The sequence below is a fragment of the Janthinobacterium woesei genome, from assembly GCF_051380875.1.
In the GTDB taxonomy this organism is placed as follows: Bacteria; Pseudomonadota; Gammaproteobacteria; order Burkholderiales; family Burkholderiaceae_D; genus Janthinobacterium.
This window is the reverse complement of the sequence record NZ_JBNYXW010000018.1, coordinates 100,514-126,556: the sequence shown is the minus strand read 5'-3', so window position 1 is coordinate 126,556 and position 26,043 is coordinate 100,514. Positions and strand designations below refer to the sequence as shown.

General features: G+C 61.2%; 26 protein-coding genes. 6 read left to right on the top strand and 20 right to left on the bottom strand.

All coding sequences use genetic code 11. From position 1 onward, the window contains the following. Positions 1-64: 64 nt before the first annotated feature. From ACQ4W6_RS20740 to ACQ4W6_RS20725, 4 genes are all read right to left on the bottom strand, one after another. Positions 65-646, bottom strand: coding sequence for a TerD family protein (locus ACQ4W6_RS20740; protein ID WP_436569063.1), 582 nt, complete (start codon positions 644-646; stop codon positions 65-67). A 38-nt stretch (positions 647-684) separates the two neighbouring features. Further along, entirely contained in the window at positions 685-1,380 is a 696-nt protein-coding gene (locus ACQ4W6_RS20735) for a TIGR00266 family protein (protein ID WP_436569062.1), read from the bottom strand. A 73-nt stretch (positions 1,381-1,453) separates the two neighbouring features. Next, positions 1,454-2,029: a TerD family protein gene (locus tag ACQ4W6_RS20730; RefSeq protein WP_436569061.1), complete on the bottom strand. Its 576-nt coding sequence runs from the start codon at positions 2,027-2,029 to the stop codon at positions 1,454-1,456. A 158-nt stretch (positions 2,030-2,187) separates the two neighbouring features. Beyond that, a complete protein-coding gene (locus ACQ4W6_RS20725) occupies positions 2,188-3,273 on the bottom strand; it encodes a DUF475 domain-containing protein (protein ID WP_436569060.1) in 1,086 nt (361 codons plus the stop codon). Between the two features lie 114 nt (positions 3,274-3,387). Here ACQ4W6_RS20725 and nhaR point away from each other — a divergent pair, with 114 nt between their 5' ends. The 3 genes from nhaR to ACQ4W6_RS20710 all read left to right on the top strand — a co-directional run bounded on the left by nhaR (position 3,388) and on the right by ACQ4W6_RS20710 (position 7,221). Then, a complete protein-coding gene (nhaR, locus tag ACQ4W6_RS20720; protein ID WP_436569059.1) occupies positions 3,388-4,302 on the top strand; it encodes a transcriptional activator NhaR in 915 nt (304 codons plus the stop codon). A 123-nt stretch (positions 4,303-4,425) separates the two neighbouring features. Further along, positions 4,426-5,760: an MFS transporter gene (locus ACQ4W6_RS20715; RefSeq protein WP_436569058.1), complete on the top strand. Its 1,335-nt coding sequence runs from the start codon at positions 4,426-4,428 to the stop codon at positions 5,758-5,760. Positions 5,761-5,880: 120 nt separating this feature from the next. Then, positions 5,881-7,221 (top strand): hemolysin family protein, encoded by a 1,341-nt coding sequence (locus tag ACQ4W6_RS20710; protein ID WP_436569057.1) that lies wholly within the window; start codon positions 5,881-5,883, stop codon positions 7,219-7,221. On the opposite strand, the gene ACQ4W6_RS20705 is transcribed toward ACQ4W6_RS20710, so the two are convergent. Genes ACQ4W6_RS20705 through ACQ4W6_RS20680 form a run of 6 tightly spaced genes read right to left on the bottom strand, consistent with a single transcriptional unit; the run spans position 7,218 to position 12,381 of the window. After that, complete coding sequence (locus tag ACQ4W6_RS20705) at positions 7,218-8,297, bottom strand: AI-2E family transporter (protein ID WP_436569056.1); 1,080 nt, start codon at positions 8,295-8,297, stop codon at positions 7,218-7,220. The two genes, ACQ4W6_RS20710 and ACQ4W6_RS20705, sit on opposite strands and share 4 nt — an antisense overlap. A 43-nt stretch (positions 8,298-8,340) precedes the next feature. After that, the gene (locus tag ACQ4W6_RS20700; RefSeq protein WP_436569055.1) at positions 8,341-8,934 is read right to left on the bottom strand and encodes an SCO family protein; all 594 of its coding nucleotides are present in this window, start codon (positions 8,932-8,934) and stop codon (positions 8,341-8,343) included. Then, positions 8,931-9,830 (bottom strand): heme o synthase, encoded by a 900-nt coding sequence (gene cyoE / locus ACQ4W6_RS20695; RefSeq protein ID WP_436569054.1) that lies wholly within the window; start codon positions 9,828-9,830, stop codon positions 8,931-8,933. The genes ACQ4W6_RS20700 and cyoE overlap by 4 nt, the downstream gene beginning before the upstream one ends. Then, positions 9,831-11,000, bottom strand: a complete 1,170-nt coding sequence (locus tag ACQ4W6_RS20690) for a COX15/CtaA family protein (protein WP_436569082.1) — start codon at positions 10,998-11,000, stop codon at positions 9,831-9,833. Between the two features lie 18 nt (positions 11,001-11,018). After that, a complete protein-coding gene (locus ACQ4W6_RS20685; RefSeq protein WP_436569053.1) occupies positions 11,019-11,648 on the bottom strand; it encodes an SCO family protein in 630 nt (209 codons plus the stop codon). Next, the gene (locus ACQ4W6_RS20680) at positions 11,629-12,381 is read right to left on the bottom strand and encodes an SURF1 family protein (protein WP_436569052.1); all 753 of its coding nucleotides are present in this window, start codon (positions 12,379-12,381) and stop codon (positions 11,629-11,631) included. Before ACQ4W6_RS20680 ends, ACQ4W6_RS20685 begins: the two co-directional genes overlap by 20 nt. 36 nt (positions 12,382-12,417) lie before the next feature. On the opposite strand from ACQ4W6_RS20680, the gene ACQ4W6_RS20675 reads away from it, so the two are divergent. After that, positions 12,418-12,618, top strand: coding sequence for a twin transmembrane helix small protein (locus ACQ4W6_RS20675; RefSeq protein ID WP_436569051.1), 201 nt, complete (start codon positions 12,418-12,420; stop codon positions 12,616-12,618). 120 nt (positions 12,619-12,738) lie between these two features. Here the strand turns inward: ACQ4W6_RS20675 and ACQ4W6_RS20670 are convergent, their stop codons facing one another. The 7 genes from ACQ4W6_RS20670 to ACQ4W6_RS20640 form a co-directional block, all read right to left on the bottom strand. Then, entirely contained in the window at positions 12,739-13,599 is an 861-nt protein-coding gene (locus ACQ4W6_RS20670) for a cytochrome c oxidase subunit 3 (RefSeq protein WP_436569081.1), read from the bottom strand. 69 nt (positions 13,600-13,668) lie between these two features. Beyond that, positions 13,669-13,875 (bottom strand): DUF2970 domain-containing protein, encoded by a 207-nt coding sequence (locus ACQ4W6_RS20665; RefSeq protein ID WP_436569050.1) that lies wholly within the window; start codon positions 13,873-13,875, stop codon positions 13,669-13,671. A 9-nt stretch (positions 13,876-13,884) separates the two neighbouring features. Next, a complete protein-coding gene (locus tag ACQ4W6_RS20660) occupies positions 13,885-14,457 on the bottom strand; it encodes a cytochrome c oxidase assembly protein (protein WP_436569049.1) in 573 nt (190 codons plus the stop codon). A 1-nt stretch (position 14,458) separates the two neighbouring features. Then, a complete protein-coding gene (locus ACQ4W6_RS20655; protein ID WP_436569048.1) occupies positions 14,459-14,575 on the bottom strand; it encodes a cytochrome oxidase small assembly protein in 117 nt (38 codons plus the stop codon). 55 nt (positions 14,576-14,630) lie between these two features. Then, on the bottom strand, positions 14,631-16,229 hold the full coding sequence (gene ctaD / locus ACQ4W6_RS20650; protein ID WP_436569047.1) for a cytochrome c oxidase subunit I: 1,599 nt from the start codon (positions 16,227-16,229) through the stop codon (positions 14,631-14,633). Between the two features lie 13 nt (positions 16,230-16,242). Beyond that, a complete protein-coding gene (gene coxB / locus ACQ4W6_RS20645) occupies positions 16,243-17,451 on the bottom strand; it encodes a cytochrome c oxidase subunit II (RefSeq protein ID WP_436569046.1) in 1,209 nt (402 codons plus the stop codon). A 465-nt stretch (positions 17,452-17,916) separates the two neighbouring features. Beyond that, positions 17,917-18,840, bottom strand: a complete 924-nt coding sequence (locus tag ACQ4W6_RS20640; protein ID WP_436569045.1) for a methyltransferase domain-containing protein — start codon at positions 18,838-18,840, stop codon at positions 17,917-17,919. A gap of 56 nt (positions 18,841-18,896) precedes the next feature. On the opposite strand from ACQ4W6_RS20640, the gene ACQ4W6_RS20635 reads away from it, so the two are divergent. Beyond that, on the top strand, positions 18,897-19,658 hold the full coding sequence (locus ACQ4W6_RS20635) for a phosphoribosyltransferase family protein (protein WP_436569044.1): 762 nt from the start codon (positions 18,897-18,899) through the stop codon (positions 19,656-19,658). 35 nt (positions 19,659-19,693) lie between these two features. Next, positions 19,694-20,164 (top strand): tRNA (uridine(34)/cytosine(34)/5-carboxymethylaminomethyluridine(34)-2'-O)-methyltransferase TrmL, encoded by a 471-nt coding sequence (gene trmL, locus ACQ4W6_RS20630; protein WP_436569043.1) that lies wholly within the window; start codon positions 19,694-19,696, stop codon positions 20,162-20,164. Between the two features lie 155 nt (positions 20,165-20,319). Here trmL and ACQ4W6_RS20625 read toward each other — a convergent pair whose 3' ends face one another. The 3 genes from ACQ4W6_RS20625 to ACQ4W6_RS20615 all read right to left on the bottom strand — a co-directional run bounded on the left by ACQ4W6_RS20625 (position 20,320) and on the right by ACQ4W6_RS20615 (position 26,015). Continuing rightward, complete coding sequence (locus ACQ4W6_RS20625; protein ID WP_436569042.1) at positions 20,320-21,069, bottom strand: COG1361 family protein; 750 nt, start codon at positions 21,067-21,069, stop codon at positions 20,320-20,322. Between the two features lie 12 nt (positions 21,070-21,081). Then, positions 21,082-22,209 (bottom strand): hypothetical protein, encoded by a 1,128-nt coding sequence (locus ACQ4W6_RS20620; protein WP_436569041.1) that lies wholly within the window; start codon positions 22,207-22,209, stop codon positions 21,082-21,084. Positions 22,210-22,313: 104 nt separating this feature from the next. Next, positions 22,314-26,015: a tubulin-like doman-containing protein gene (locus tag ACQ4W6_RS20615; RefSeq protein WP_436569040.1), complete on the bottom strand. Its 3,702-nt coding sequence runs from the start codon at positions 26,013-26,015 to the stop codon at positions 22,314-22,316. Positions 26,016-26,043: the final 28 nt, after the last annotated feature.

Sequence of the window (26,043 nt, the reverse complement as noted above, 5' to 3'; positions counted from 1 at the left end):
TAAATATAGAGCAGCGGACAAGGACCGGTATCCGGTCCGTCCCCCGCCCACTGCATACTGCTCCTTATAGATGCACGGAAATCTGCGGCATCAAGTCGTCAAAGGTACGACCGTTGCCGTTTTCGCCGATGGCGTGCATCTTCCATTCGCCGTTATGGCGGTACAGCTTGGCCATGATCTGCGCCGTGTGGGTACCTTGCACAGACAGGTTGAAACGCGCCACTTCCTGGTTATTGCTGGCATTCAAGATGCGGCAATAGGCGTTTTCCACCTGCGAGAAGTTCTGGCCCGTGAAGCTGTTGACGGTGAAGACCAGGCTTTTCACGTTCGCTGGCACTTTCGACAGATCAACTTCGATCTGTTCGTCGTCGCCATCGCCCGCGCCCGTGCGGTTGTCGCCCGTGTGGACAATGCTGCCATCCTTGCTTTTCAGCTGGCGGAACCAGACGATGTCGGACGTGCTATTGTTTTCATCGAACATCACGCACGATGCATCCAGGTCGACGGCTTCGGTTTTCGAACCGAAACCCAGGAAACCCTTGGTCTTGGCCGCATCCCAGCCCAGACCCATGGTGATACGGGTCAGGGTGGTACCAGCTTCTTTGTCCAGAGAAATCTTCTGGCCTTTGCTCAAATTGACAGACATACGCATTGCTCCTGTTTGGTTAGTTGCATCAAAACGTGTTACGCCGGCTTGCTTTGCGTCCAGGCGAGGAAGGCCGCGCGGTTGCGCGAGCACACGAGGATTTTTCCCGTGCCTGAAAACTTCAGCACCATGCCCTCGCCGCTGGTCTGGCTATTGATCAGGTTGCCCAGAAAGCCGCCGCTGCTGCCGGTCGTGATGGAAATTTCGTATTGCAGGCGGTTGTCCCAGCACACGACGTGGGCGTTATCGATCACCACGTCCTTGCCAGGCGTCACTTCCAGTGTCGACATCGCGCCAAAACCGGACACCGCCAATTGGCCGCTGCCTGCCGTCTCGGTGATAAAAAAACCACCGCTCTGGGCAAACAGCGCATTGCCCAGGCTCTGCGTGCGCACCTTCAATTCCACGCCAGCACTGGCCGCCACGAAGGCGCCGTCGCTGATCATGTATTGCTGGACGCCAACCTCGAGTATCCGCATCGCGCCGGGCAAGGTGGGCGACAGCAAGCAGTCGCCGTCGCCACGCAGTGCCTCGATATGCTGCTGAAAGAACGATTCGCCGTTGGCAAAGGTGCGCATCAGCGCCGCACCAATGCCGCCAGTCATCTTACCTTTCAGTTCAAGATTGGTTTCCATCATCACCATCGCATTCGATTCGCAATAAATCTTCTCACCCTTGGCAAGCGACACATGCAGGAACGGGTCGACATCCCCGGTGACATTAAAAACTGGCATCTGACTATTCCTTCCTCAACGATGATGGTGATGGCGGCGGTCCGCCTCGCGCACCGCCCTTGCTATTGACAACTTAGACGCCGACGCCGAACGACGCAGCCAAAGGACCTAAACCGCCCTTGTAGCCCTGGCCGATGGCCTTGAATTTCCAATCGGCGCCATTGCGGTAGATTTCGCCGAAGACCATGGCCGTTTCGGACGAGCCGTCTTCCGACAGATCGAAGCGGGCGATTTCCGTGTTGCCATTGGCATTGACGCAGCGCACGTAAGCCTTCGATACCATACCAAAGTTTTGCTTGCGCGCTTCGGCATCGTGGATCGTCACGCAAACGGCGATCTTGTCGATCTCGGCTGGCACCGTGGCCAAATCGACGATGACGGTTTCATCGTCGCCATCGCCGGCGCCGGTGGTGTTGTCGCCCGAGTGGGTGACGGAACCGTCGCTCGATTTCAGGTTGTTGTAGAAAATCATGTCGACGTCGGCGCGTACCTTGCCGTCGGCTTTCAACAGGAAGATGGAACCGTCGATGTCGAACGCGGCGCCATCGGTGGCGCGGGCATCCCAGCCCAGGCCGATGATCATCTTTGAAATGCCAGGGGCTTCTTTGCTCAGGTTGACGTTGCCGCCTTTTTGCAGACTGATTGCCATGATGTATTTCTCCTATGTGAAATAAAAGTCCAGCGCGTATAACTACCAAATAACTACTGTGGTCACCTGGCGCCCTCCACCGGCCCGACTCCCCGGGCCGGCAGCGGCGCTTGCTGCATCACGCTGGCAAACGGGTGTGAACGTTTGCCGCGCATTTTTTACACTGCCTTGGCTGCTGTTTCCAGCTCGGGCTGCTTGTCGTCATCGCCTTCCAGCAAGGCCATCCTGCGCTTGTAGCGGATCGACGACCATAGCGAGGCGAGAATGAAGGCCACCCCAATCAGACCCGTGAAGAGCTCGGGAACGTGGAACTTCATGCTGACCAACATGATCACGGCCAGGATACCGATCGCATAGTGCGCACCGTGTTCCAGATAAACGAACTCATCCAACGTACCCTTGCGTACCAGGAACACCGTCATCGACCGCACGAACATCGCGCCAATGGCCAGGCCCAGCATGATGATCACGACATCCTTGGTGATGGCAAACGCGCCGATCACGCCGTCGAACGAGAACGATGCATCGAGCACTTCCAGGTACAGGAAGCCGCCAATACCGCCGCGCTTGACGATGTCGCCCATGTTGCCGTCGCCATTATTGCCTTCCAGCAAGCCACTCACCACATCGACGCCCACGTAGGTCAGGATACCCCACAGGCCGGCCGTCAGCACCACCAGTTTCTGGCCTTCTTCGATCATCGAGAGGCTGGCCATCAGGGTGCCCAGCGCGATCATCACGGAAATCGAGGAGATCTTGCCCAGCGCGCCCAGTTTTTCTTCAATCCGGCCCAGCCAGTGCGTTTCCTTCTCCGAGTCCAGCAGGAAGTTCAGGAACACCAGCAGCAGGAAAATACCGCCGAAGGCCGCCACTTCTGCGTGGTGGTTGGTCAGGTGCATCGAATACTGTTCCGGATTGCTCAGCGCCAGATTCCATACTTCCAGCAGTCCCAGGTCAGCCGCTTGTGCCACGATGACCAGCGGGAACACCAGGCGCATGCCGAAGACGGCGATGATGATACCCACGCCCAGGAACAGGCCTTGCCAGAACTTGTCCCAGTTCTTCAGCACCGAGGCGTTGACCACCGCGTTGTCAAAGGACAGCGATACTTCCATCACGCCCAGGATCACTGCAATACCCAGCGCTGCAAACATCGTTTGCACGCCACCATGCGTATAGCCCCACCAGGCCGAGATGCCCAGGCAGATAAATGTCACTAGAAATGACACTCTGAAATGCTTCATCGATAGTTCCCTTTATCTACATTCAATGGAACGTAGTATAGGGTCGGGCGACACATTTAAAAATAGAAGATAATGGAAGTATTACTTCGTAAAAACAGAAGATTGGAAGCTGCGATGAAAACCACTGGCTTCAATTACCGCCATTTGTACTTCTTTTGGGTCGTCGCCAGGGAAGGCGGCGTGACACGCGCGGCCGAACGCCTGGGACTGGCCGTGCAAACCATCAGCACCCAGCTGGCCCTGCTGGAAAAGGAACTGGGGAAATCCTTGCTGCAGCCGCAGGGACGGCGGCTGGTGCCGACCGAGGCGGGCCGCTTGGCGCTCGGCTATGCCGACCAGATCTTTCTCCTGGGCGAGCAGATGCAGGACGCGCTGGCCGATGCCGACGCGGAAAAGATGCGCCTGACGGTGGGCATTTCCGATTCCCTGCCAAAACTGATGGCCTACCGCATGCTCGACGCCACGCGCAGCCTGGACAAGCCCATCAAGCTGGTATGCCTGGAAGATGAATTCGAATCCCTGCTAGCCGACCTGGCCCTGCACAAGCTGGACCTGGTCTTGACGGACCGCGCCGTGCCGGCCGGCGCCAGCCTGCGCGTGTCCAGCCACCTGTGGGGCGAGAGCGCCATGAAGCTGTTCGGCGTGCCCGCGCTGGCCGAAAAATATCGCGAGGATTTCCCCCGGCGCCTGAGCGGCGCGCCCTTTCTATTGCCTGCGCGCAATAATGCCTTGCGTGGCCGCATCGACGAGTGGATGGTGCAGCAAGGCGTGCGCCCCGACGTGGTGGGCGAATTCGAGGACAACGCCATGCTCAACGCCTTCGGCCGCAAGGGACTGGGCCTGTTCTTCGCATCGGCCAGCCTGGCCGCCGATATCGAGGAGCAATTCGGCGCCGTGCTGGTCGGCGACGCCTCGTCCTTGCGCGAGCAGTTCTATGTCATCTCGAACGAACGCAAGATCATGCACCCGGCGCTGGATGTGATCCTGGGAGCCATCCATGCCAGGCCAAAGATTCAGAAGGAAAGCTGATAAATTCATTCGAAAATAACGTTTGAACAATCAATCAAAAACGATTGTAATAATGCCTGAGACAAACACGCACTTGCCGCCCGACGGCAAGGCGCGATAACCATAAAAAACAGGAGCGGCACCATGTCCACGGCAGGCAAGACGATCGATATTCCCGATCTCATCAATAACAACAAGATCGGCACCTTCCAGGTCGGCATGCTGATCCTGTGCGGGCTGTGCGTCATCATGGATGGCTTCGACGTGCAGGCGATGGGCTATGTGGCGCCCGCCATCATTGCCGACTGGCATGTCAGCAAGGCCAACCTGGGCCCCGTCTTCGGCGCCGGCTTGCTGGGCATGCTGGTCGGTTCATTGGTGTTCAGCATCACGGCCGACAAGTTCGGCCGCCGCCCCGTGCTGATCGGCTCGACCATCTTCTTTTCCCTGTGCATGCTGGTCACGCCGCTGGCGACAAACATCGAGCAATTGCAGCTGATACGCTTCATCACCGGGCTGGGCCTGGGCGCCGTGATGCCGAACGCCATGGCGCTGGCCGGCGAATACAGCCCGCTGCGCAAAAAAGTCACCCTGATGATGCTGGTGTCGTGCGGTTTTACCTTGGGCGCCGTGCTGGGCGGCTTGCTGTCGGCCGCGCTGATTCCTGCGTTTGGCTGGCAATCCGTGTTTTACGTGGGCGGCGTGGTGCCGCTCGTCATCGGCGTGCTGATGTTCTTCCTGCTGCCCGAATCGATGCAGTTCCTGGTGCTGAAGCAACGCAAGCTCGACAAGGTGGCGCAGTGGCTGAAACGCATCGACCCCACCGTCAGCATCACGGCCGAGACGCAATACGTGGTGCATGAGAAGGCACACAAGGGCGCGCCCGTGCTGCAATTGTTTACGGACGGCCGCGCCAAGATGACGATCTTGTTGTGGGTCATCAACTTCATGAACTTGTTGAATTTATATTTCCTGTCGAACTGGCTGCCGACGATTGCCAAGGAAGCGGGCTTGTCCACGGCCAACGCCGTACTGGCCGGCACGGCCCTGCAAGTGGGCGGCACCATCGGCACCCTGGTCATGGGCCAGCTGATCGACCGCTCCAGCTTCCGCCGCATCCTGCTGCCATGCTTCCTGGTCGCCGCCGTCGCGATTGCCCTGATCGGCCGCCCGGACGTGTCGCTGGCCTTCCTCTTCATTACCATCTTCATTGCCGGCTTCTGCGTGGTGGGCGGCCAGCCTGCCGTGAACGCCCTGGCGGCCAGCTACTATCCGACCACCCTGCGCTCGACGGGCATCGGCTGGAGCCTGGGGATCGGACGCATCGGCTCCATCATCGGCCCCGTGCTCGGTGGCGAGCTGATCCGTTTAAACTGGCCCAACAGCACGATTTTCCTCGTCGTCGCCATCCCCGCCATCGTCTCGGCCGCCATGGTCTTTTGCATGCGCGGCGGGCCGCAAACGGCTGCCAAAGGCTGACAAGCGTTGACAAAGCACCGCGCGCACCCGCCGGCAACGGGAGCGCGCGCGGCAAAATTAGGCTATGCCGCCCTTCGTCGTTTAAGATGACGTTTTTACAGCCCATCTTATTGCGCCCCCATGCACAATGTCTTGCTAGTCCTGCTCGCCCTCTTCCTGGTCGCGCTGAACGGTTTTTTTGTTGCCGCCGAGTTTGGCATCGTCACATTGCGCCGCACGCGTATCCGCGCCATCGCCAAGACACAGGGACTGCGGGGCCGCATCCTGGCCAAGGTACACGGCCAGCTGGACGCCTACCTGTCGGCCTGCCAGCTGGGCATCACGCTGGCCTCGCTGGGCTTGGGCTGGGTCGGTGAACCAGCCTTTGCCGGCCTGCTCGAACCCGTGTTCGGCGCCATCGGCGTCACCTCGCAAGAGCTGATCCACGGCGTCTCGTTCGTCGTCGCCTTCAGCGTGATTTCCTTCCTGCACATCGTCGTGGGCGAACTGGCGCCCAAATCGATGGCGATCCGCAACCCGGTAGCCGTCGGCCTGTGGAGCGCGATTCCCCTGTATGGTTTCTATTGGGCCATGTACCCGGCCATTTACCTGCTCAACGCCAGCGCCAACTGGGTGCTGCGCATGGCGGGCCTGTCCGGCAAGGGCGGCCACGATGCCCACTATTCTTCCGATGAACTCAAGCTGATCCTGCGCACCAGCCAGCCCGGCGAGAAATTCACGCGCGACGAACGCAACATCCTGGCGCAATCGCTTGATTTTGAACAAATGACAGTGTCGGACCTGATGCGCCCGATCAATGAAGTCATCGCTTTGCACGCCTCGAACACCCTGGAAGAAAACCTCGACACGGTGCTGCGCAACCGTTTCAGCCGCTACCCGTATTTCGACATGAACGAAGACGACGTATTGGGCGTGGTGCATCTGAAAGACCTGTTTTTCGCCCAGCAGGCGGGCAAACCGATCACCTCGCTAACGCCCTTCTTGCGTCCAGTGGACATCATTTCCGCGCGCACGCCGGCGCTGGAACTGTTCCGGCGCTTTCGCGACGGCGCGCCCCATTTCGCCCTGATCGGCGAAAAGGGCAAGCGCCCGCTGGGTTTCATTACGCTGGATAACTTGCTCGGCGCCATGGTCGGTGAAATCCGCGATGAATTCCGCCGCAATGAAAACGACTGGCTCAAGCAAAGCGACGGCACCCTGATCGGCAAGGCCAGCCTGCCCATCTTCTCGCTCGAACGCATCCTCGGTATCGATATCGAAAACGAGGAGCTGGGCCTGGACGACGTGGAATCGGTGGGCGGCTTGATCATGGTCAAGCTGGGCGACATTCCCAAGCAAGGCCAGCGCATCACCTTTGTCGACTTCGATATCGTCGTCAAGAAGATGAATGGCCCGCGCATCGTGCTCCTCAAGGTGATCCCGAAGCAGGAACGCGACCTCGATGCCGATTTGAGGGATTAATCTTTCTTGCGCGACAGCGTATCCTTGCCCTGTGGCACGGTGGTCTCGCCCACCGTCCACGTCTGCAGCAGGCTGTACAGCACCGCCAGCAGGGTCGGGCCAATGAAAATGCCGACGAAGCCGAACGCCAGCACGCCGCCCAGCACGCCAAGCAGCACCAGCAGGAAGGGCAGGCTGCTGCCACGGCTGATCAGCATGGGTTTCACCACATTGTCCACGCCGCTGATCAGCAAGCCCCCCCACACCAGCATGAAGATGCCCCAGCCCGTCTGGCCGTCATTGAATAGCCAGATGGCGGCGCCGCCCCAGATCAAGGGCGGCCCGACCGGTATCAGCGAAAAGATGAAGGTGGCCACGCCCAGCAGGGCCACGGCCGGCACGCCGGCGATCAAGAAGCCCACCACCGCCACCAGCGCCTGCGCCAGCGCCGTGCCCAGCAAGCCGTACATGACGCCGCGCACGGTGCGGCTGACAGTCAGCGCCACGCCCGGCGCGCTGTCGCCAATGATGCGCTTGGCGCCCGTCATCAGCACACGGCTCAATTGCTGGCCATCGCGGTAGAGGAAGAAGCTGACGAACACGGCCAGGCTGGTCTGCGCCAGGCCCGTGCCCAGCACGATGCCGCCCGAGGCGAGGAAATGGCGCGCCGGTTCCAGCATGGTCTTGCCCAAATTCAATAGTTCTTCGCGGTCATCGAGCAGGCGCTGCACATAGCCGGCGATGGTTTCACCCACCACGGGAATGCTGGCCAGCCAGGCCGGCGGATGCAGGCTGCCCGACTCCAGCGCGGCGCGCAATTGTTCGTAGATGCGCGACACATTGTCGGCCAGGTTATAGGTGACGAGGGCCAGCGGCAAGACGATGACCAGCACCAGGGAGAGGGTCATGATGGCGGCCGCCCAGTTGCGGCGGCCTTTCAGACGTTCCAGCAGGAGGATATACAGGGGCCAGCTGGAAATACCCACGCAGGCGGCAAACAGCATGGCGGCCAGGAAAGGCCGCAAGACGAAAAAGCAGCCGATCAACAGGAAGATGATGGCCGCAAGGCGGGCGTAGGGCTCAAAACGTTTGTCCATGTACCGCTAATCCTGAGGATGGCGCCCTCTGGGCGCGACCGGATCAGGATAGCAGAAGTTTAAGATCGTGCGCGATTGCGGCCGGCTTTTCACCGTGGCGCACGAACAGGCGGATCTTGCCGTCGCGGTCAAACACATAGGTGCCGGCCGTGTGGTCGACCGTGTAGCTGCTGTCCGTCTCGCCCTCGACCTTGGCGTAATACACCTTGAATTCCTTGGCCACCCTGGCCGTGGCCGCCGCGTCGCCATACAGGCCGACGAAGCGCTTGTCGAAGGCTGGCACATATTCGGCCAGCAGCGCTTGCGTGTCGCGCGCGGGATCGACGGTGACGAACAGCACTTGCACCTGCTCCGCCTGCGGGCCCATTGCCTGCATCACCTGCGCCATGTCGGCCATGGTGGTGGGGCACACGTCCGGGCATTGCGTGTAGCCGAAGAACATCAGCACCAGCTTGCCCTTGTAGTCGGCCAAGGTGCGCGCATGGCCCGTGTGGTCGGTCAGGGCGAACTCGCGCGCATAGCCCAGGCCCGTCACATCGGTGTTCTTGAATTCCAGCTTGGGCGCGGCCGGCTTGCCGCAGCCGGCCAGCACGGCGACCAATGCGGTGGCCAACAACAGGCTAAGGTATTTTTTCATAATCCCAGTGGAATGTAATGGTCGACCAGCAGGGCCGCAAACAGCAGCGCCAGGTAGATGATGGAATACGTAAACGCCTTGCGCGCGATCAAGTCCGTGTAGTGGCGGTACATCTTCCACGAGTAATACAGGAAGCCGGCGTTCAGCAGCATGGCCGAGCCCAGGTAAATCAGGCCGCTCATGCGCACGGCGAATGGCAGCAAGGTGGTGGCGGCCAGCGCGATCGAATACAGCCAGACGTGGAATTGTGTGAATTTCATGCCATGCGTGACGGGCAGCATGGGCAAGCCCGAGCGCGCGTAATCGTCGCGGCGGTACATGGCCAGCGCCCAGAAGTGCGGCGGCGTCCAGACGAAAATGATCAAGACCAGCAGCCAGGCCTGCATCGGCACGTCGTTGGCGACGGCGGCCCAGCCCAAGGCGGGCGGCATGGCGCCGGACAGGCCGCCGATGACGATATTTTGCGGCGTGGCCGGTTTCAGCACCATGGTATAGATCAAGGCATAGCCGACAAAGGTGACAAAGGTCAGCCACATGGTCAAGGGATTGACCAGGTTGTAAAGTATAGCCATGCCCAGGCTGCCGATCACCAGCGCAAACACCACCGTTTGCTTGACGCTGATGTCGCCCATGGCCATCGGGCGGCGCGCCGTGCGGGCCATGCGCGCATCGATTTCCCGCTCGGCCAGGCAGTTGACGGCAAACGCGGCACCTGCCAGCAGCCAGATGCCGATGGTGCCGAATACCACCGCATGCCAGTCCGGCAACTCATCGCTGGCCAGGAACATGCCGATGACGGCGCAAAAAACAGCCAGCTGCGTCACGCGCGGCTTGGTCAGCGCCCAATACTGGGCGATGCGAGGAGTAGGTTTACGGCTGATGGTCTGAGTAGTCATTTATGGGATACGGGAAGTACTGCCTGGTGCCGGGGGCACTGTCGCGGAGGCGGAGGCGGGTGTCCGCGCAACATCGAGTTGGAATTTAGCCTTGTAGTTTAACATGGTCAGCAACAACACGAGCAGCGCCGCCCCGCCGTTATGCAGCACGGCAATCGACAGCGGCCAGCTCAGGTAGATCGTCGCCAGGCCCGTGGCCGCCTGCAAGGCCAGCACCACGGCAATCGCCCGCGCCGTACCGCGCAAGGATGGCAGACTCCACGCGCGCCACACCGTGTAGCCGATGCCAGCCAGCACGATGAAGGCGAAGTTGCGGTGCACCCAGTGGATCGCTGTCAGCGCGGAAAACGGCAAGTAGTGGCCGGCGGCCGTCTTGCCCAGCTCGCGCCACAGATGAAAACCGTGCTCGAAATCCATGTCAGGAATGACCTTGCCGCCGCACAGGGGGAAATCCGTGCAGGCCAGGGTGGCGTAGTTAGTGCTCACCCAGCCGCCCAGCGCGATCTGCACGGTCAGCAGCACGAGCGACAGGATAGCCAGCGCGCGCACGGGGCGCAGCACGGAGGCGTCCGCATCGGCGCGCCGCAACGGCGCTACGGCATTGTCCTGGCGCCCGCCCAGCCACGTCAGCATGGCCAGCAGACCCATTCCCAGCAGCAAGTGGATGGTGACGATCACCGGTTGCAGCTTCAACGTGACCGTCCAGGCGCCAAACGCGCCCTGCAGGCAGACGAACAGGAACAGCGCCGTCGGCAGCGCCGGCGCGAATTCTTCGCGGCGGTTTTTAAGCCACTGGCGCCAGGCCTGCACCATCATCGCCACGATCAGCACGCCGATGGCCATGGCCAGGTAGCGGTGCGTCATTTCGATCCAGGCTTTCACCACCGTCACGGGGCCCGTCGGCATCAGGGTTTCGGCAGCCACGATGTGCTCGTGCGCAAGGAAAGGATTGGCAGAACCATAACATCCTGGCCAGTCAGGACAGCCCAGGCCGGAATCGGACAAGCGCGTAAAGCCGCCAAACATGATCAGGTCGACCGTCAGGAAGACGGCGATCCATACCAGTTTGCGGTATTTGTTGGCGTCCGCAGACACCCACACCATGGCCAAGGGCAGCAGCGCCACCAGCAGACCCGTCAAGCCCAGCTGGGCCAGCGCGGAAAGATGCATCGTCGGCATGCGTTCCCCTTAACCGATCGCCGAAGCTTTGAGCAGCTTGGCGATGTCTTTCTTGACCTTGCCCGGGTCCGCGTCTTTCGGGAAGCGCATCATCAGATTGCCCAGCGGATCGATCAGATACAGGTGTTCCTCGGCCTTGCCGCCCTGCTCCACGGGCAGCCACGCCTTCAGAGCGTCGCCATTCACGCGCAGCATGCTGGTGCCGTCGAACTCGCGGATCACCAGGGTATCGAGCGGCTGCGCATCCGTCACCAGCCAGACGCGCTCGATGCGCTCGCGTTCCTTGCCTTGCATCAAGCGCAATTGCTGCATTTCGAACAAGTGTTTCTTGCAGGCTTGCTGGCAATCGGACGGTCCCGTTTGCAGCATGATCCACTTGCCCTTGAATTGCGCCAGCGGCGCCGCCTTGCCGTCCAGTTCCGTCACCTGCAGCTGCGCCTCGGGAATCGGGTGCAGGCGGGGGTCGATCAGGGCGCCATAATTGTTGCGGCCAGTGGGTTTGATGATGTAATACGTGAAATACGAGGCGATGATGGGGAATGCGCACACGGCCACCACGGCCAACAGTTTCCACCGTCCCGTGTTTTGCGCCTGCTTGCCAGTGCTGTCTTGCGTTGCTTCAGGGTTGTTTGTTTGCACGTCGAAATCCTGTAAAGACAAAAAATAAAAAAGCCATCAGTGCCAGTGCGTACCACTGGAAAGCATAGCCGCGGTGCTTGTCGGCGCCCAGGTCTGGCGCCGGCCAGTCGCGTACGGGAAGCGCGCTGGTCGCTGGCGCCGCCGCTTGGCCAACGTCAACTGTTTGTTCGAAGATCAAGGGCTGCAAGGCCAGGCCGCTGGCGTGCGCCAGCTGGGCGATATCGGCATTTTGCACGATAGCCTGCGGCGCCAGGGGCAGGGCCGTGCCAAGTTCCATCACATGGCCCGCGTTCAGGCGCGCGATGCCGGCGATGGTAACGCTGCCGCTGGGCGTGCTGTAAGCGGGGATGCGCGTGCGCTCGACATTGTTGCGCGGCAACCAGCCTTGGGCCACCAGTACGTGCATGCGGGAACCGTCGATCTGGAATGGCGTGAGCACATGGAAGCCGGCCTGGCCCTTGTACGGGCGGTTGTCCAGGTACACCGTCCAGGCGGGCACGAAATGGCCCGTGACCGTGACGCGGCGAAACTCGATGGCTTGCGCGTCGGCCGCCAGCAAGGGCGCAGCCGTCAGCACCAGGGGCGCGGCCAAGTTGCCCGCTTCCAGCCGGGCGGCGCGGGCGACTTTCTCGTTGGCACGGCGCTGCTGCCATTGCGCCAAGGAAATACCCAGCGCCACCAGTAGCAGCATTACAACAAGTGGTATCCATCTGAAATGGAAGCGGATACGCATTACAATGAAACCTCCTCAAGCCTGGCGCTACCATCCATGAAAATCATCGTTGCCATTGCCTTTATCCTGATCCTGGGCAGCCTGGGCTCGGCCCTGTTCTTCCTGATGCGCGACAAGGGCAAGAGCAACCGCACCGTGCAAGCCCTGGCCCTGCGCGTGGGGCTATCAATTACCCTGTTCCTGCTGATCCTGCTGGCGCACAAGCTGGGCTATATCCAGCCCACCGGCATACATTAATCTTCTTCTTGCCTGATTGGCAAATTCTTCAAACTAAGAAAAAAGCCGTACCCAGGATCTCCCGGTACGGCTTTTTTCATGGTACAGGCGCAAGCTTCAACAGCGCGCCCTGCCCCGCCATTATAACCAATACACGACCACGTACAGGCCCAGCCAGACGACGTCGACAAAGTGCCAGTACCAGGCGGCGCCTTCGAAGCCGAAATGATGTTCGGGCGTAAAGTGGCCTTTCAGCACGCGGTACAGGATGACGGACAGCATGATGGCGCCCAGGGTCACGTGGAAGCCGTGGAAGCCCGTCAGCATGAAGAAGGTGGCGCCGTAGATGCCGGACGTCAATTTCAAATTCAGTTCGCTGTAGGCATGCATGTATTCATACACCTGGAAGCCCATGAAGATGGCGCCCAGCAAGATGGTGGCGAACAGGAACAGGGCCGTCATGGCGCGGTGGCCGGCGCGCAGCGCGTGGTGCGAGATGGTCAGGGTCACGCCCGACAGCAGCAGCAGGGCCGTGTTAATGGTGGGAATCCAGAACGGCGTCATGGTGGTAAATTCCTGCACCGTGCCGGCCGGGCCCGTATTGCCCCAGTGGGCGGCGAAATCGGGCCAGATGAACTTGTGGTCGAGGTCGGCCAGCCATGGCATGGAAATGCTGCGCGCATAGAACAAGGCGCCAAAGAAGGCGGCGAAGAACATGACTTCCGAGAAGATGAACCAGCTCATGCTCCAACGGAACGAGTGGTCGACGCGTTCACTGTACAGGCCCTGTTCCGATTCGCCGATGGCGTCGCCGAACCAGAAATACAGCACCAGCAGGATGCCGGCGATGCCGATGAAGTTCAGGTAGGGTCCCCACGACACGTCGTTGACCCAGGCCGAGGCGCCGATCATGGTCAGCAGCAGGCTGGCGCCGCCCAGCAGGGGCCAGCGCGACGGCCCCGGCACAAAATAGTAGGGTACGGCGGCGTGGTTGGAACTCATCATCATCTCCTCAAAAACTTGTAGGGTGGTTTTTATACGTTATAGATGTAGCAAAAATCGTAGCAAAAATCATGCAACAGCGAATTTAACGATGGCAATCAGGACGCCGATCAGGCAAGCGACCACCAGAAAGCCGGCGATGACGATGTGCACGGGATTGAGCCTGGCCGAATCCTTATCGAAATCGCTCTTGCGGCGCAAGCCCGTAAACGACCACACCACGGCCCGCAGCGAATACAGGAATGACGCTTTTTCAGGTTTGCCTGGCTCACCCATGGCACTCTCCTATTGGACGGCCGGCGCCTGAGTCTGGCTCAGACCGGCAATCTCGAAAAATGTGTACGACAGGGTGATGGTTTTCACCTCTTTCGGCAGGGCCGGATCGAGGAAGAACACCACCGGCATTTGCCGCGCCTCGTGCGGTTTCAAGGTCTGCTGCTTGAAGCAGAAGCACTCGACCTTCTTGAAATGCGGCGTGGCGCTCTGCGGCGCGTAGCTGGGAATGGCTTGCGCGTTCACCACGCGGTTTTGCGTGTTGACCACTTCATACAGGACCGTCACCAGTTCGCCCGGATGCACCTGCATGCTCGACACGGTAGGACGGAAACGCCACGGCCCCTGCGCATTGCCGTCGAACTCGACGGTGATGCTGCGCGTGGTGTCGACCTGCGTATTGTTGTCGTAGGCCACCGTGCCATCTTTCTGCGTCAGCACGTTGATGCCCATCACTTCGCAAATCTGCTTGTAGACGGGAATGAGGGCATAGCCAAAGCCAAACATCAGGATGGCAATGACGATCAGCTTGCCCAGCATCTTGCGGTTCAGGCCGCGCGTTTCCTGTTGCAAGGGCGTCGTCACGTCAGAACCACAGCCGCTTGACGAACACAGACAGGAAGAAGATGGCAGCCAGGCCGCCCAGTATCAGTCCGGTACGCAGGTTGTTGGGTTTCTTGCGCTCAATTTTCACTTCGGTCATGGCAGGCACTTTATTCAAGGTGGGCCGGCAGCTGCGCCGGCCCGTGACACTGGCATTACTTCACGGTTGGCGGCGTTTCAAAGGTGTGGAATGGCGCCGGGCTCGGCACGGTCCATTCCAGTCCTTCGGCACCTTCCCATGGTTTCGCCGGTGCTGCCTTGCCGCCACGGATGGTCGGAATCACCACGAACACCAGGAAGTAGACTTGCATCAGGCCAAAGCCGAAGCCGCCGATCGAGGCGAGCATGTTGAAATCCGTGAACTGCGCCGGATAGTCGGCGTAACGGCGCGGCATGCCCGCCAGGCCCAGGAAGTGCATGGGGAAGAAGGTGACGTTAAACGTGATCAGCGACAGCCAGAAGTGGATCTTGCCGCGCGTCTCGTTATACATGTGACCCGTCCATTTCGGGCTCCAGTAGTAGAAACCGGCGAACAGGGCAAACAGCGAACCGGCCACCAGCACGTAGTGGAAATGCGCCACCACATAATAGGTATCCTGCAGCTGGATGTCGATCGGCGTCACCGCCAGGATCAGGCCGGTGAAGCCGCCGATGGTAAACACGAAGATGAAGCCGACCGCGAACAGCATCGGCGTCTCGAACGTCATGGAACCCTTCCACATGGTGGCGATCCAGTTGAACACTTTCACGCCCGTCGGCACGGCGATCAGCATGGTGGCGTACATGAAAAACAGCTGGCTGGTCACCGGCATGCCGGTGGTAAACATGTGATGCGCCCAGACGATGAACGACAGAATCGCGATCGAGGCCGTGGCGTACACCATCGAGGCATAGCCGAACAGCGGCTTGCGGGCAAACGCCGGCAATATCTGCGAGACGATGCCGAAAGCGGGCAAGATCATGATGTAGACCTCGGGATGGCCGAAGAACCAGAAGATGTGCTGGTACATGACGGGGTCGCCGCCACCTGCCGCATTAAAGAAGGACGTGCCGAAATGGCGGTCCGTCAGGGTCATGGTAATGGCACCAGCGAGCACCGGCATGACGGCGATCAACAGATACGCGGTAATGAGCCAGGTCCAGCAGAACATCGGCATTTTCATCAGAGTCATGCCCGGGGCGCGCATGTTGAGGATGGTGACGATGATGTTGATCGAACCCATGATGGACGAGGCACCCATCAGATGCAGGGCAAAAATAGCCATGTCCATGCCAGGGCCCATCTGCGTCGACAGCGGCGCGTACAGCGTCCAGCCGGCTGCCGTGGCGCCGCCCGGCACGAAGAACGACAAAACCAGCAGGGTAGCGGCAGGTGGCAGCAGCCAGAACGAGAAGTTGTTCATGCGGGCAAAGGCCATGTCGGAAGCGCCCACTTGCAGCGGGATCATCCAGTTGGCGTAGCCGACGAAGGCCGGCATGATGGCGCCGAACACCATGAAGATACCGTGCATGGTGGTCAACTGGTTGAAGAATTCAGGATGGAAAAATTGCAGGCCAGGCTGGAACAGTTCCATGCGTATCATCATCGCCAGCACGCCGCCCGACAGCAGCATGATGAACGAGAACCACAGGTACAGGGTACCGATATCTTTATGGTTGGTGGCAAACAGCCAGCGGCGCAAGCCGCGCGGGTGATCGTGACTGTGATCGTGATCGTGATCGTGACCGGCGTGGTCCAAGGTGCTAGTGCTCATGTACGGCTCCTAATTACTTGCGTGCAGCCACGATTTCGGCTGGTTGAACGATGTTCTCTTCGGCCTTGTTCGACCAGGAATTGCGCGTGTAAGTGATCACTGCGGCAATTTCCGTGTCAGACAGCTGTTTCCAGGCTGGCATTTCCGCTGGATACTTGCCGCTCTTTTGCCCGTTCAGCAAGACATGGATCTGTTCCGCCTTCGGACCGTTCACCACGGCCGAGCCGTCGAGCGGTGCAAATGCCCCCGGCACGCCCTTGCCCGTCGCCTGGTGGCAGACCACGCAGTTGGCCGCATACACTTTCTCGCCCTTGACCTTCAACTCGTCGATGGTCCACACTTTGCTTGGATCATCGGCCAGTGCGGCCATTTCCTTTTGTTTCACATCCACCCATGCCTTGTAGTCATCGTTTGATACAACCTTGACGACGATGGGCATGAAGGCATGTTCCTTGCCGCACAGCTCGGCGCAATTGCCGCGGAAGGTGCCGATATGGTCGGCCTTGAACCAGGTGTCGCGCACGAAACCTGGAATCGCATCCTGCTTCACGCCAAAGGCGGGCACGGACCAGGCGTGGATGACGTCGTTGGCCGTCAGCACCATGCGGATCTTCTTGTGGACCGGCACCACGACTTCATTGTCGACTTCGATCAGGTAGTTTTCGCCGCGCTTTTCCGTCGGCGGCATGCCCGGCGCGCCCACTTGCGAGCGCGGCGTGGCCAGGTTGGAGAGGAAGGAAATGCCTTCGCCCTCGCCTTTCAGGTAGTCATAGCCCCATTTCCACTGCATGCCGGTGGCCTTGATGGTGATGTCGGCGTTCGAGGTATCCTTCATGCCGACCACGGTGCGCGTGGCAGGCAGGGCCATGCCGATGACGATCAGGAAAGGCACGACAGTCCAGGCGATCTCGACGGTGGTGCTTTCGTGGAACGTGGCCGGTTTGTGGCCGAGGGACTTGCGGTGCTTGAAGATGGAATAAAACATGACGCCGAACACGGCCACGAAGATCACCATGCAGACGATCATCATCCAGGTGTGCAAATCGTAGATTTCGTGGGCGATCTGTGTCGCCGGCGGCTGCAGATTCATTTCGAACGGCACGGGACCGCCGGTGCCGGGATAGGTACTGGCAGCCGGTGCCGCCGTGGCCCATCGCCCGATGCCAAACGCTGTCAAAGACAGCCCGAGCAGCAACGATTGAAGTCGCTTTGCATGTTTCATGTTTTCCCCAACCACCCAAAAATAATGATATTTTAAACGGCTGCGGACTTCTCCGTACTGGACCGCTGCCGCTCCTCCATGAAAGCAACATGGCCAGAACCTGGCCATGTGCGTCAAACACCAGCCAATTCCATGCTGGCTGCCACGCCAAAAACGGCGGCGCGCAACCATGCTGGAACCCTTTTTTCCTGCCCCACAGTCAGATGGCCCTGTGTGGAAGATGGTTACTATACTAATGCAGTAACTTCCAATAAGTCTTGCTTTGTTTTTTTTATTTTGTATGCAGCCCTTGTTTTTTCTACTTAGCAAGCTGACAAACAATCAACGATTATAATCAAGTAAACTTGAATCCATCAAGCAATAATCGGCTTTGCGCGCGCCCTCGCCCTGGTCGCCGCGCGCTTTGCAACGCTTGCTGCAACATCAACATGCCGATGGCGACCAAGTCTCGGTTTCTTTTGACTTTTATTTGGGTTTGCGCGGTAAATCAAAGCGGATGATGGCTTCCCCATCGCGCGTCACGCGCGGCGCGGGACGGAAAGCGTGGCCATAAATGATTTCAAAACTCAGGCCCAGCTTGCCGTCGGGGCGGCGCATCTTTTCCAGCGCGGCCAGCATGCGCTGCCAGGCCGCTTTGCCCATCAGACCGCGCCGGCGCGTGGTCAGGGGGTTGCCGCCAAAGGCGCGCACGTCAGCCAGCAGTTTTTCCGCCGTATCGTAGGTGACGGTGATGATTTCCATGTCCAGCACGGGCGTGGAAAAGCCCGTTTCGACGAGCATGTCGCCAAAGTCGTGCATGTCGACGAAGGGCAAGGCATGCGGATACAGGTCCGCTTCGGCAAAAGCGTCGCGCACTTCACGGAAGGTATCGGGGCCAAAACACGAAAACATCAACAAGCCATCGAGGCGCAGCGCGCGGCGCCATTCGGCAAACACGCGGTCGGGCTGGGCATGCCAGTGCAAGGCCAGGTTGGACCAGACCAGATCGATGCTGTTCGGTGCCAGCGGCAGGTCGCCCAGGTCGCCGCACAATAGATCCACGCCCGCCTTGGCCGGCAGCAGCTTGCTGAGAAACTGGTTGATACTGGCCAGTTTCGACGCCGGCGCACGCGCCGCCTGCATCATTGCTTGCGCTGCATCGAGACCGAGAATCTGCGCGGCGGGATAATCCTTTTGCAACTGCGCCAGATCCGCGCCGGGACCGCAGCCCGCATCGAGCACGCGATGCGGCGTGATTTTCACCAGCTCCAGGCGCTCATGCATGCGCGCCGACACTTCGCGGCGCAGGAAGTCCGAGGGCGCGCTGCGCGCTGGACGGGAAAAGAACTCGCGTACTTGCACCGTATCGATGGGCGCACTCATTTTGGGCGGACTGGTGGGAACTGGCATGTGAAATCGGTGAGGTGAGATAATGTCGGCAGTGTACATGGAACGACGCCATCGCGATGTGGAACGCCACCAAGCCCCGCGTTGATGCCACATGGCAAGCGCTAAGACTGTGGCTCGGTGCCACGGTGCTGCCGGCGCAGTGCGCGCTGTGCGGCATCGGCTGCCCGCAAGTGCTGTGCCCGCCCTGCCGCGCGCAATATCTGGGGCAAGGACGGGGACAAGCGCGGCCCCACTGCCGCCAGTGCGCCAATCGGCTCGATGACGTGGCGCAACTGTGCGGGCGCTGCCTGCGCCAGCGGCCTGCGTATGATGCCACGATCACGGCGTTTGATTATGCGGCGCCCGTCGACCAGTTGCTGCTACAGCTGAAATTCGGCGCGCGCCTGGCGCTGGCGCCCCTGTTTGCGCAACTGTTATATGCGGCCGTGCAGCAACAATCAGGCTGGGAGCGGCCGCAACTGCTGTGCCCCGTGCCGCTGGGTTCTGCCCGCCTGGCCGAGCGGGGTTTTAACCAAGCGCTGGAAATTGCCCGTCCGCTGGCGCGCCTGCTGCAGCTGCCCTTGCAGCCCCGGCTGGCACAACGGGTGCGCGAAACAAAGGCGCAAAGCGGCGTGGCGCCGCAGGAACGGCAAGCGAACCTGGCGCAGGCGTTTGCCATCGCGCCGGAACAGGCGGCCCTGTTGCCAGGCTGCCATGTCGGCATCGTCGACGACGTGATGAGCAGCGGCCATACCGTCAACGCGCTGGCGGCCGCCTGCAAGCGCGCGGGCGCGGCGAAGGTCAGCATTCTGGTCGTGGCGCGCACGCCGCCGCGCTAGCTAACTAATATAGATGGATCAATAAGGAGAGTATTTTGTTTCACGTCGTTCTGGTAGAACCTGAAATCCCGCCCAATACGGGCAACATTATCCGCCTGTGCGCAAATACGGGCGCGCAGCTGCACTTGGTCGAACCGCTGGGCTTTCCGCTCGACGATGCCAAGATGAAGCGCGCCGGCCTCGATTACCACGACTACGCCAGCATGAAGGTGCACAAGAACTGGGACGCCTTCCTGGCCGACACCCAACCCGATCCCGCGCGCATGTTCGCCATGACCACGCGCGGCTCGCGCCCGTTCGGCGACGTCGCCTTTTTGCCTGGCGACGTGTTTGTCTTCGGTTCCGAGACGAAAGGCCTCGATCCCGCGCTGCGCGACGGCTTCCCTGCCGAACAGCGCATCCGCCTGCCCATGCGCCCCGACAACCGCAGCCTGAATTTGTCAAATACGGTGGCCGTGGTGGTGTATGAGGCGTGGCGCCAGCACGGCTACGCTGGCGGCGCGTAGAGGACATCTCACCCAATCTACTGCGCGGCGCGCTTTGCGGCCGGCGATGCTCACGCTACTAAAGTAGCGCTGCGCTTCTCGGCCACAAATCATCGCCGCTCGCTACGATTGGATGAGACGCTGAAACTCCACCACCAGCCAAACGCAATCTCTTTTTAACGCAACGCCAACTGCTGCGCGCTGCCCTTCACGTCGAGCATCACCAGCTGCGTGCGCAAGTCGCGCGTGGCGGCCAGCTTGCCGTTCACGTACAGATTCGTCTTGACGCCATACACGCCTTGCGACACGCCGGCAGGCAAGGTCAGCTCGAACGAGTTTTCAAAGCGCCCGCCCGATTTATTGCTGCTGGCCAAGGCTTTCGAGCCGGATTTGAACGGCTGGCCTTGCGGATCGAGCACCACCAGCTCTTCGCGCACGTCGTTGACGCTTTGCGCGCTGCCATTGACCAGCTCGACCACGGAAGTGACTTTGAACGGCTGGCCACGCTTGACGGTGGAAGCGCTCAGCTGCGGCGTATATGACACCACTTGCGGTTCGCGCGGCAGCGCACCGCGCGCGCGGATGTAGTCGCGGTCCGCCTGCGCCGCCGTCTTGGTCTGGCGCGAATTGACATTGATCGCCAGGCAACCGGCCGCCGCCAGGCCGCCGCCGATGGCCGCGCCCTTCAGTGCGCCATTCTTGCCACCGGCCAGGGCGCCCAGCAAGGCACCCACGGCGGCGCCAGCGGCAGCTGTCGCGCCCACGCTGCACGGATCGTCGTTCGCCGCCGCCGCTTGCCGATTCTGCTCGCCTTGGGGGTAGTCCTGGCGCATGCCGTTCGGGTTCGTCGGCGCCGTGGCGCAGCCGGCCAGCATGGCCGCAATCGTCAGCGCAGCAGCGGCGCGCAGGGTGGTTTTATTCAACATGTGTACTCCCGGTTATTTAATCGTGGTTTCCGTCTGCAGCACTTGCCGTTCGCGCTCGCGGATGCGGCGCGACAGGCTGTCGATGCGCGCATTGCCCGGATCGGCGCGGCGCGCGCTGTCCAGATAGGTCTTGGCCGCATCAAACTTGCCTTCCAACAAGGACCGTTCGGCGTCGCGCAGAAATGATTGCGCCATGTCATTGCGCATGGCTGCGCCATTGTCCACAGGAGCGGCTTGCAGCCCACGGCGTTCCACGGCCGCTGCACGTTCGACCGCGCGCGCAGGCGCAGGTTCCGCTGGCAGCGTTTCCAGCGGCGCCACGACCGGGGCCGGGGCCGGGGCAGGGACCGGGACCGGGACCGGGACCGCCAAGGCTTGCACCGCCGACTTAAGCTGCGGCAATTCCGGCGCTTCGCGGTCGATCGCCTCTAACCTGGCGATGCCGTTTTGCACGGCTGTCGCATCCTTGCCATCGAGCGCCTGGCGCACGCCCACCAGCACCGAGGCGGCCGCCGCCTGCTGGCGCGCCAGCTGCTTGCGCAGCGATTCCACGCTGGAAGCACCCGCGCAATCGGCGTCGAGTGCCGCGATGCCCTTGGCCGCGCTTTGCAATTGATGACCATCAATATTGCGCTCGATGGCCCGCACGCTACGCTGGCAGCCGCTCGACGCGGCACCCGCCTTGCTGATAGCTGCCTGTAAATCGTCCACCTTGGCGCTGGACTTGCCCGTGCAGACGTTTTTCGCCGTCGCCAGCTTTTGCCGCGCACCGTCCAGGCTACCATTGGCCACCAGTTTCAGGCCGCTGTCGATGGCGTCGTTGCACGCCGATTCGTTCTTGCCGCCCGGCTTGCCGTTCATGTAGACGATGATGGCGGCCAGCGCGGCGATGCCGGCGACCCACTGCAGCCACTTGCGCGAGGGCGCTGGCGGTGCGGGCGGCGGCGGCACAGGCGGCACAGGTGGCGGTTTGAGTTTGGGCGCAGCTTGTGGCGCTGCTTGCGGTTTCGGCATCGACACGGGCACCGGCGGCGGCTTGGGCGTGGGCGCGGGCGCTGACACAGCCACGGGTGGCGGCTTGATTTCAGGCACTGGCAGCGGCGCGGATGGCTGCACAGGTGACTGAACGGATGGATGCACACCCGCCGCCTGCGCCTGCCCGCAATACGGGCAGTGGCTGACAGCGGTGAGCAGGACGGCTTTACATGTGATGCAATTTTCCAAAACTAATCTTTCCCTAATACTTAAGCCAGCGGCGGCGGCATCAGCGGTGGCGGCGCACTGTGGAACAGCGGCGCCAGTTCGGCGAACTGGGCCAGGTCGACCCAGGCCGGCAAGCCGGCGCGCCATACCTTGGTGGTGGCAGCCACGACCTGTCCTGCCTGCACGTATTGCACGATTTGCTGGGCAGTGAACGGCCCCTGCTGCTGGCCATTGATGCCCAGGAAATACTGCTGCTCCACCAGGGGCGGCGGCATGCCGCCCAACGGTGGCGGCGCCATGCCGAACGCCGGGGCCACGGCGGCGGACGGTGTACCGGCCGGGCGCAGCAATTGCTCCAGGCGCCCCGCATCCAGCATTTCCGCCTTGATCGCATACTTCAGGCGCGGCTGGCCATCCTCTTCCGGTTCGCGCACTTCCCAGTCATAGGCGTCGCTGTCGGAGTCGCCGATCACATTCGCCCATTCCTTCAGGCGGCCCAGCAGGGCCGTGACGGTGCGCTCCAGCTCATCGCTGGCCATGCCCTTGCGGCGCGCCGATTCGCGCAGGCGCGTGCCCACCTCGGCGGAAATGGCGCTGCCAAAGCCGATGTACGGCAGTTGCGAGCCATCGGCTTGCGCCACCAGCTTGGGCGCATACACGCCCCGCTCATAGTATTTTGCCAGCGCCGCCATGGCGGCAGTCTGCACCGCATCAAGCGATGCCAGTTTTTCTTCGATGCGCAGGGCGATATTTTTCTCGTATGAGGCGGGCATGCCGTTCTGGCGTATCGCCCGTTCGTTGCCGATACGCCGCAAGTCGCCCGGTTCGACGGCAAACTGGTACTGGCCAGGCGGCACCACGCGGCCCGTGTGGCGCGTCAGCACGCCCAGCATGATCGCTTGCAAAAATTCGCCGAAATCTTCCGCCAAACGCTTCATTTCATCGGTATTGGGCGCGATCGGGTGCGTAAATTGCGTCGGGTCGATATGCGTGTGCGTCGGCGCCTTGTCGTTGTCGCCTTCCTTGCGGTAGCTGGTGCGCCAACCTTCCAGGCCGCGCAGCACCGTCATCGGCACGCCGGCCAGTTCGCAATAGCAGACGGCGCGGCCACGGATGCCCGTCTCGACGATTTCCAGCTGGCTCACCGTGATGCCCACCTGGGTCGGCACGCACGATTCCAGCTCGGCGCCGAATTTTGCCTTGAAGCCGGCCGCGTTGGCCACGCCGATCACACACTTGAACTGGTCCGACACCACCGTGAAATCGCCCGCCATGTTGGCGTCGATCCACGGCATGGCGCAGGCCAGCAGTTTGCGGAAGCGGTCCAGGCGCTCGGACACATCCATCTGTTCGAGCGCCTCGAACAACGGGTCGGGCTTGCTGGTGGCCCCTTCCAGCATGCCCATGCTGGCGATCATGTTTTCCGCCATGCGCGTGACTTTGGCCAAAATCAAGCCGCGCTGCGCCGGTTCGCCCAACATGGGGAACAGCGCTTTCGAGCCGCCCATGTCCTTGAACGCTTCATCGGCCCACTGGCGCAAGGTGGCCGCCGAGGGCAGCGCGATGTCTTTTTCGGTGACGGGAATGACGATCAGTGTCGCGTGTTCCTTGTTCAGGTCCTTTTGCAAGATGGTGTTGGCCGTCTTCAATTCGCCCAGCATGGCCAGCACGCCTTCACGGCCCGCCTGCAGCTCGCCCACCAGGCCATTCCACTGCGCGCGGCCTTGCGCATCGACGCCGACGCGGTTGCCCAGCCAGCGCGACAGCTCGCCCAGCAAGATGACGGACTCGTCGGCCGCCTTGGCGCGCAAATGGAATTTCAGGGCATTCGCCATTTCCGTGCGCAGATGGTCCATCACCACGCCAGCCTGCTTTTCGCCATTGCTGAGGAAGCCAAACGTGCCGCGCGTCTGCTCCAGGTTGTTCAGCAGGCGCTCGTATTCGCGCGACCGCACGGCTTCCTTGATTTCACGGTAGCGCTCGGCATTGTTGCCGATCTGCGCCGTCAAGCCGCTGCCCGTCGCTTCGATGCGGTCCTTGATCTGTTCCACCAGCGACAGCACGTATTCCAGGCCGCCAAATTCCTTATTATCAAGATAGCCATACAACTGGTCGCGCACGACTTTCTTGACGTCGTCCAGCACTTCGCGGCGGCGCTTGCTGATGCGGTCTTCCGTCGTATCGGCCGTGGAATCCTGGTCGCGCACGGCGTCGCGTTCCAGGTGCTTCATGGCATCGCGCACCTGCGCCGGCCATTCACTGCGCTCAAAACCCGTGCGGATATCGTTGATGCGCGTATTCACGCGGTTTTCCACGCCGGCCAGCAAGTGGCCATGGCGGTCTTCCAGCAACTCCTCGACCACACGGTAGTCGATGAAGTCGCCGCTGGAGCGCTTCAGCTCGATGCTGGTGTCGGAAAACTCGGGGAAGTCGCTGAACGGCGTGCCCTTGAGGAACATATTGGCGGCGAGGAACTGATCGCGCTGCGCATCCGTGGCGCGGTTGGCGCCCGCGTCCGTGCCGCCCACGCCAAAGAAGGCTTGCAGCATGGCGCCAGCCCAGCGATGGGCCCGCTCGTCGCGCGACGCATCCTGGCGCGTATCGAGCACGGCCATGCCGAACGAGGAAAAACGCTTCGAAAAATACAGGCGCATGTCGCCGAAGCGGTCTTTCGGCACGGGTGCGTTGTACAGGGAATTCTTGTGCTGCGCCTGGTTGACGGCGATCGAGCGCTTGGCGCGCGCGAAGTCGGCCGAGGCGAAATCCTCGAACAAGGAGTCGGCCACCATGTGGTACACGTCGCTGACATCCTTGGTGTGCTGCTGCGCCAGGTTGCCCGAATCGATCAAATAGACCTCGCTGTACGGCTCGCGCGACAGTTCCGGGCGGTCATACGCATCCCAGCGGCCCACGTAGCCCTTGTTGCCCATCATCGCCGATTCCAGCTCCATCAGCGCCGCATAGCCGTTGGCCTCGACCCTGTCCTTGTTGGCCTTGGTGTAGCCGGTGGGCAAGAACAGCATCAGCTCGACGTCGGCCGCGCCCACTTCGCTGCGCGCCAGCCAGCGCGCCAGCAAGCCCATGTCGAGGAAGGAGCCGGAACCCGTGCCGCCGGCCACGGAACCGACGATGACGATGCGAAAACGGTTCGTTTCCATGCGCAAACCCAGTTCGGCCAGCTGGCGCTCGTGCGACAGGCCCGCCTTCAGCGCCTTCAGTTTGAGGCGGATCTTGTCGCGGATCTTGGCATATTTGTCGAAGAAGTACAGGCGCGAGACGGCGCGGATCTGGCCGGCGCCGCTGCTCATGTCAAAGCGCAATTCGCGAATGCGCTGCGGCGTCAGCGGCAGCCATTCCTTGATATGCGGATATTTCTCCAGGGAATCTTCATCACGGCTGTACTTGTCCATGTCGAACGATTCAACCACCTTGTCGTCATCGGTGAACTTCACCTGGTCGAACTGCAAGTCTTGCGCCTGCGATTCGCCGCTTTCGATCACGGCACCATTGTCGAGGTCAAAATGGATGAATTGCGCGATGGGAAAATCGCTCAGTGCCTCGATGCGCGTGCGCTTGCCCGCACCGCCCCACTGGGTATTGAGGATGCGCCGGCGCACGCGCATCAGCACTTGCATGCCCGTGCCACCGATGCCGATGAACAGGGTCGGGCGCAGTTCGATGATCTTGTCCTGCTTGCGCTCGCTGGCGCCGCCGGTGATGGTTTGGTTCAGGTTCTCTGCCATGGGGATTCCTTGGATAAAACGTGTTGCG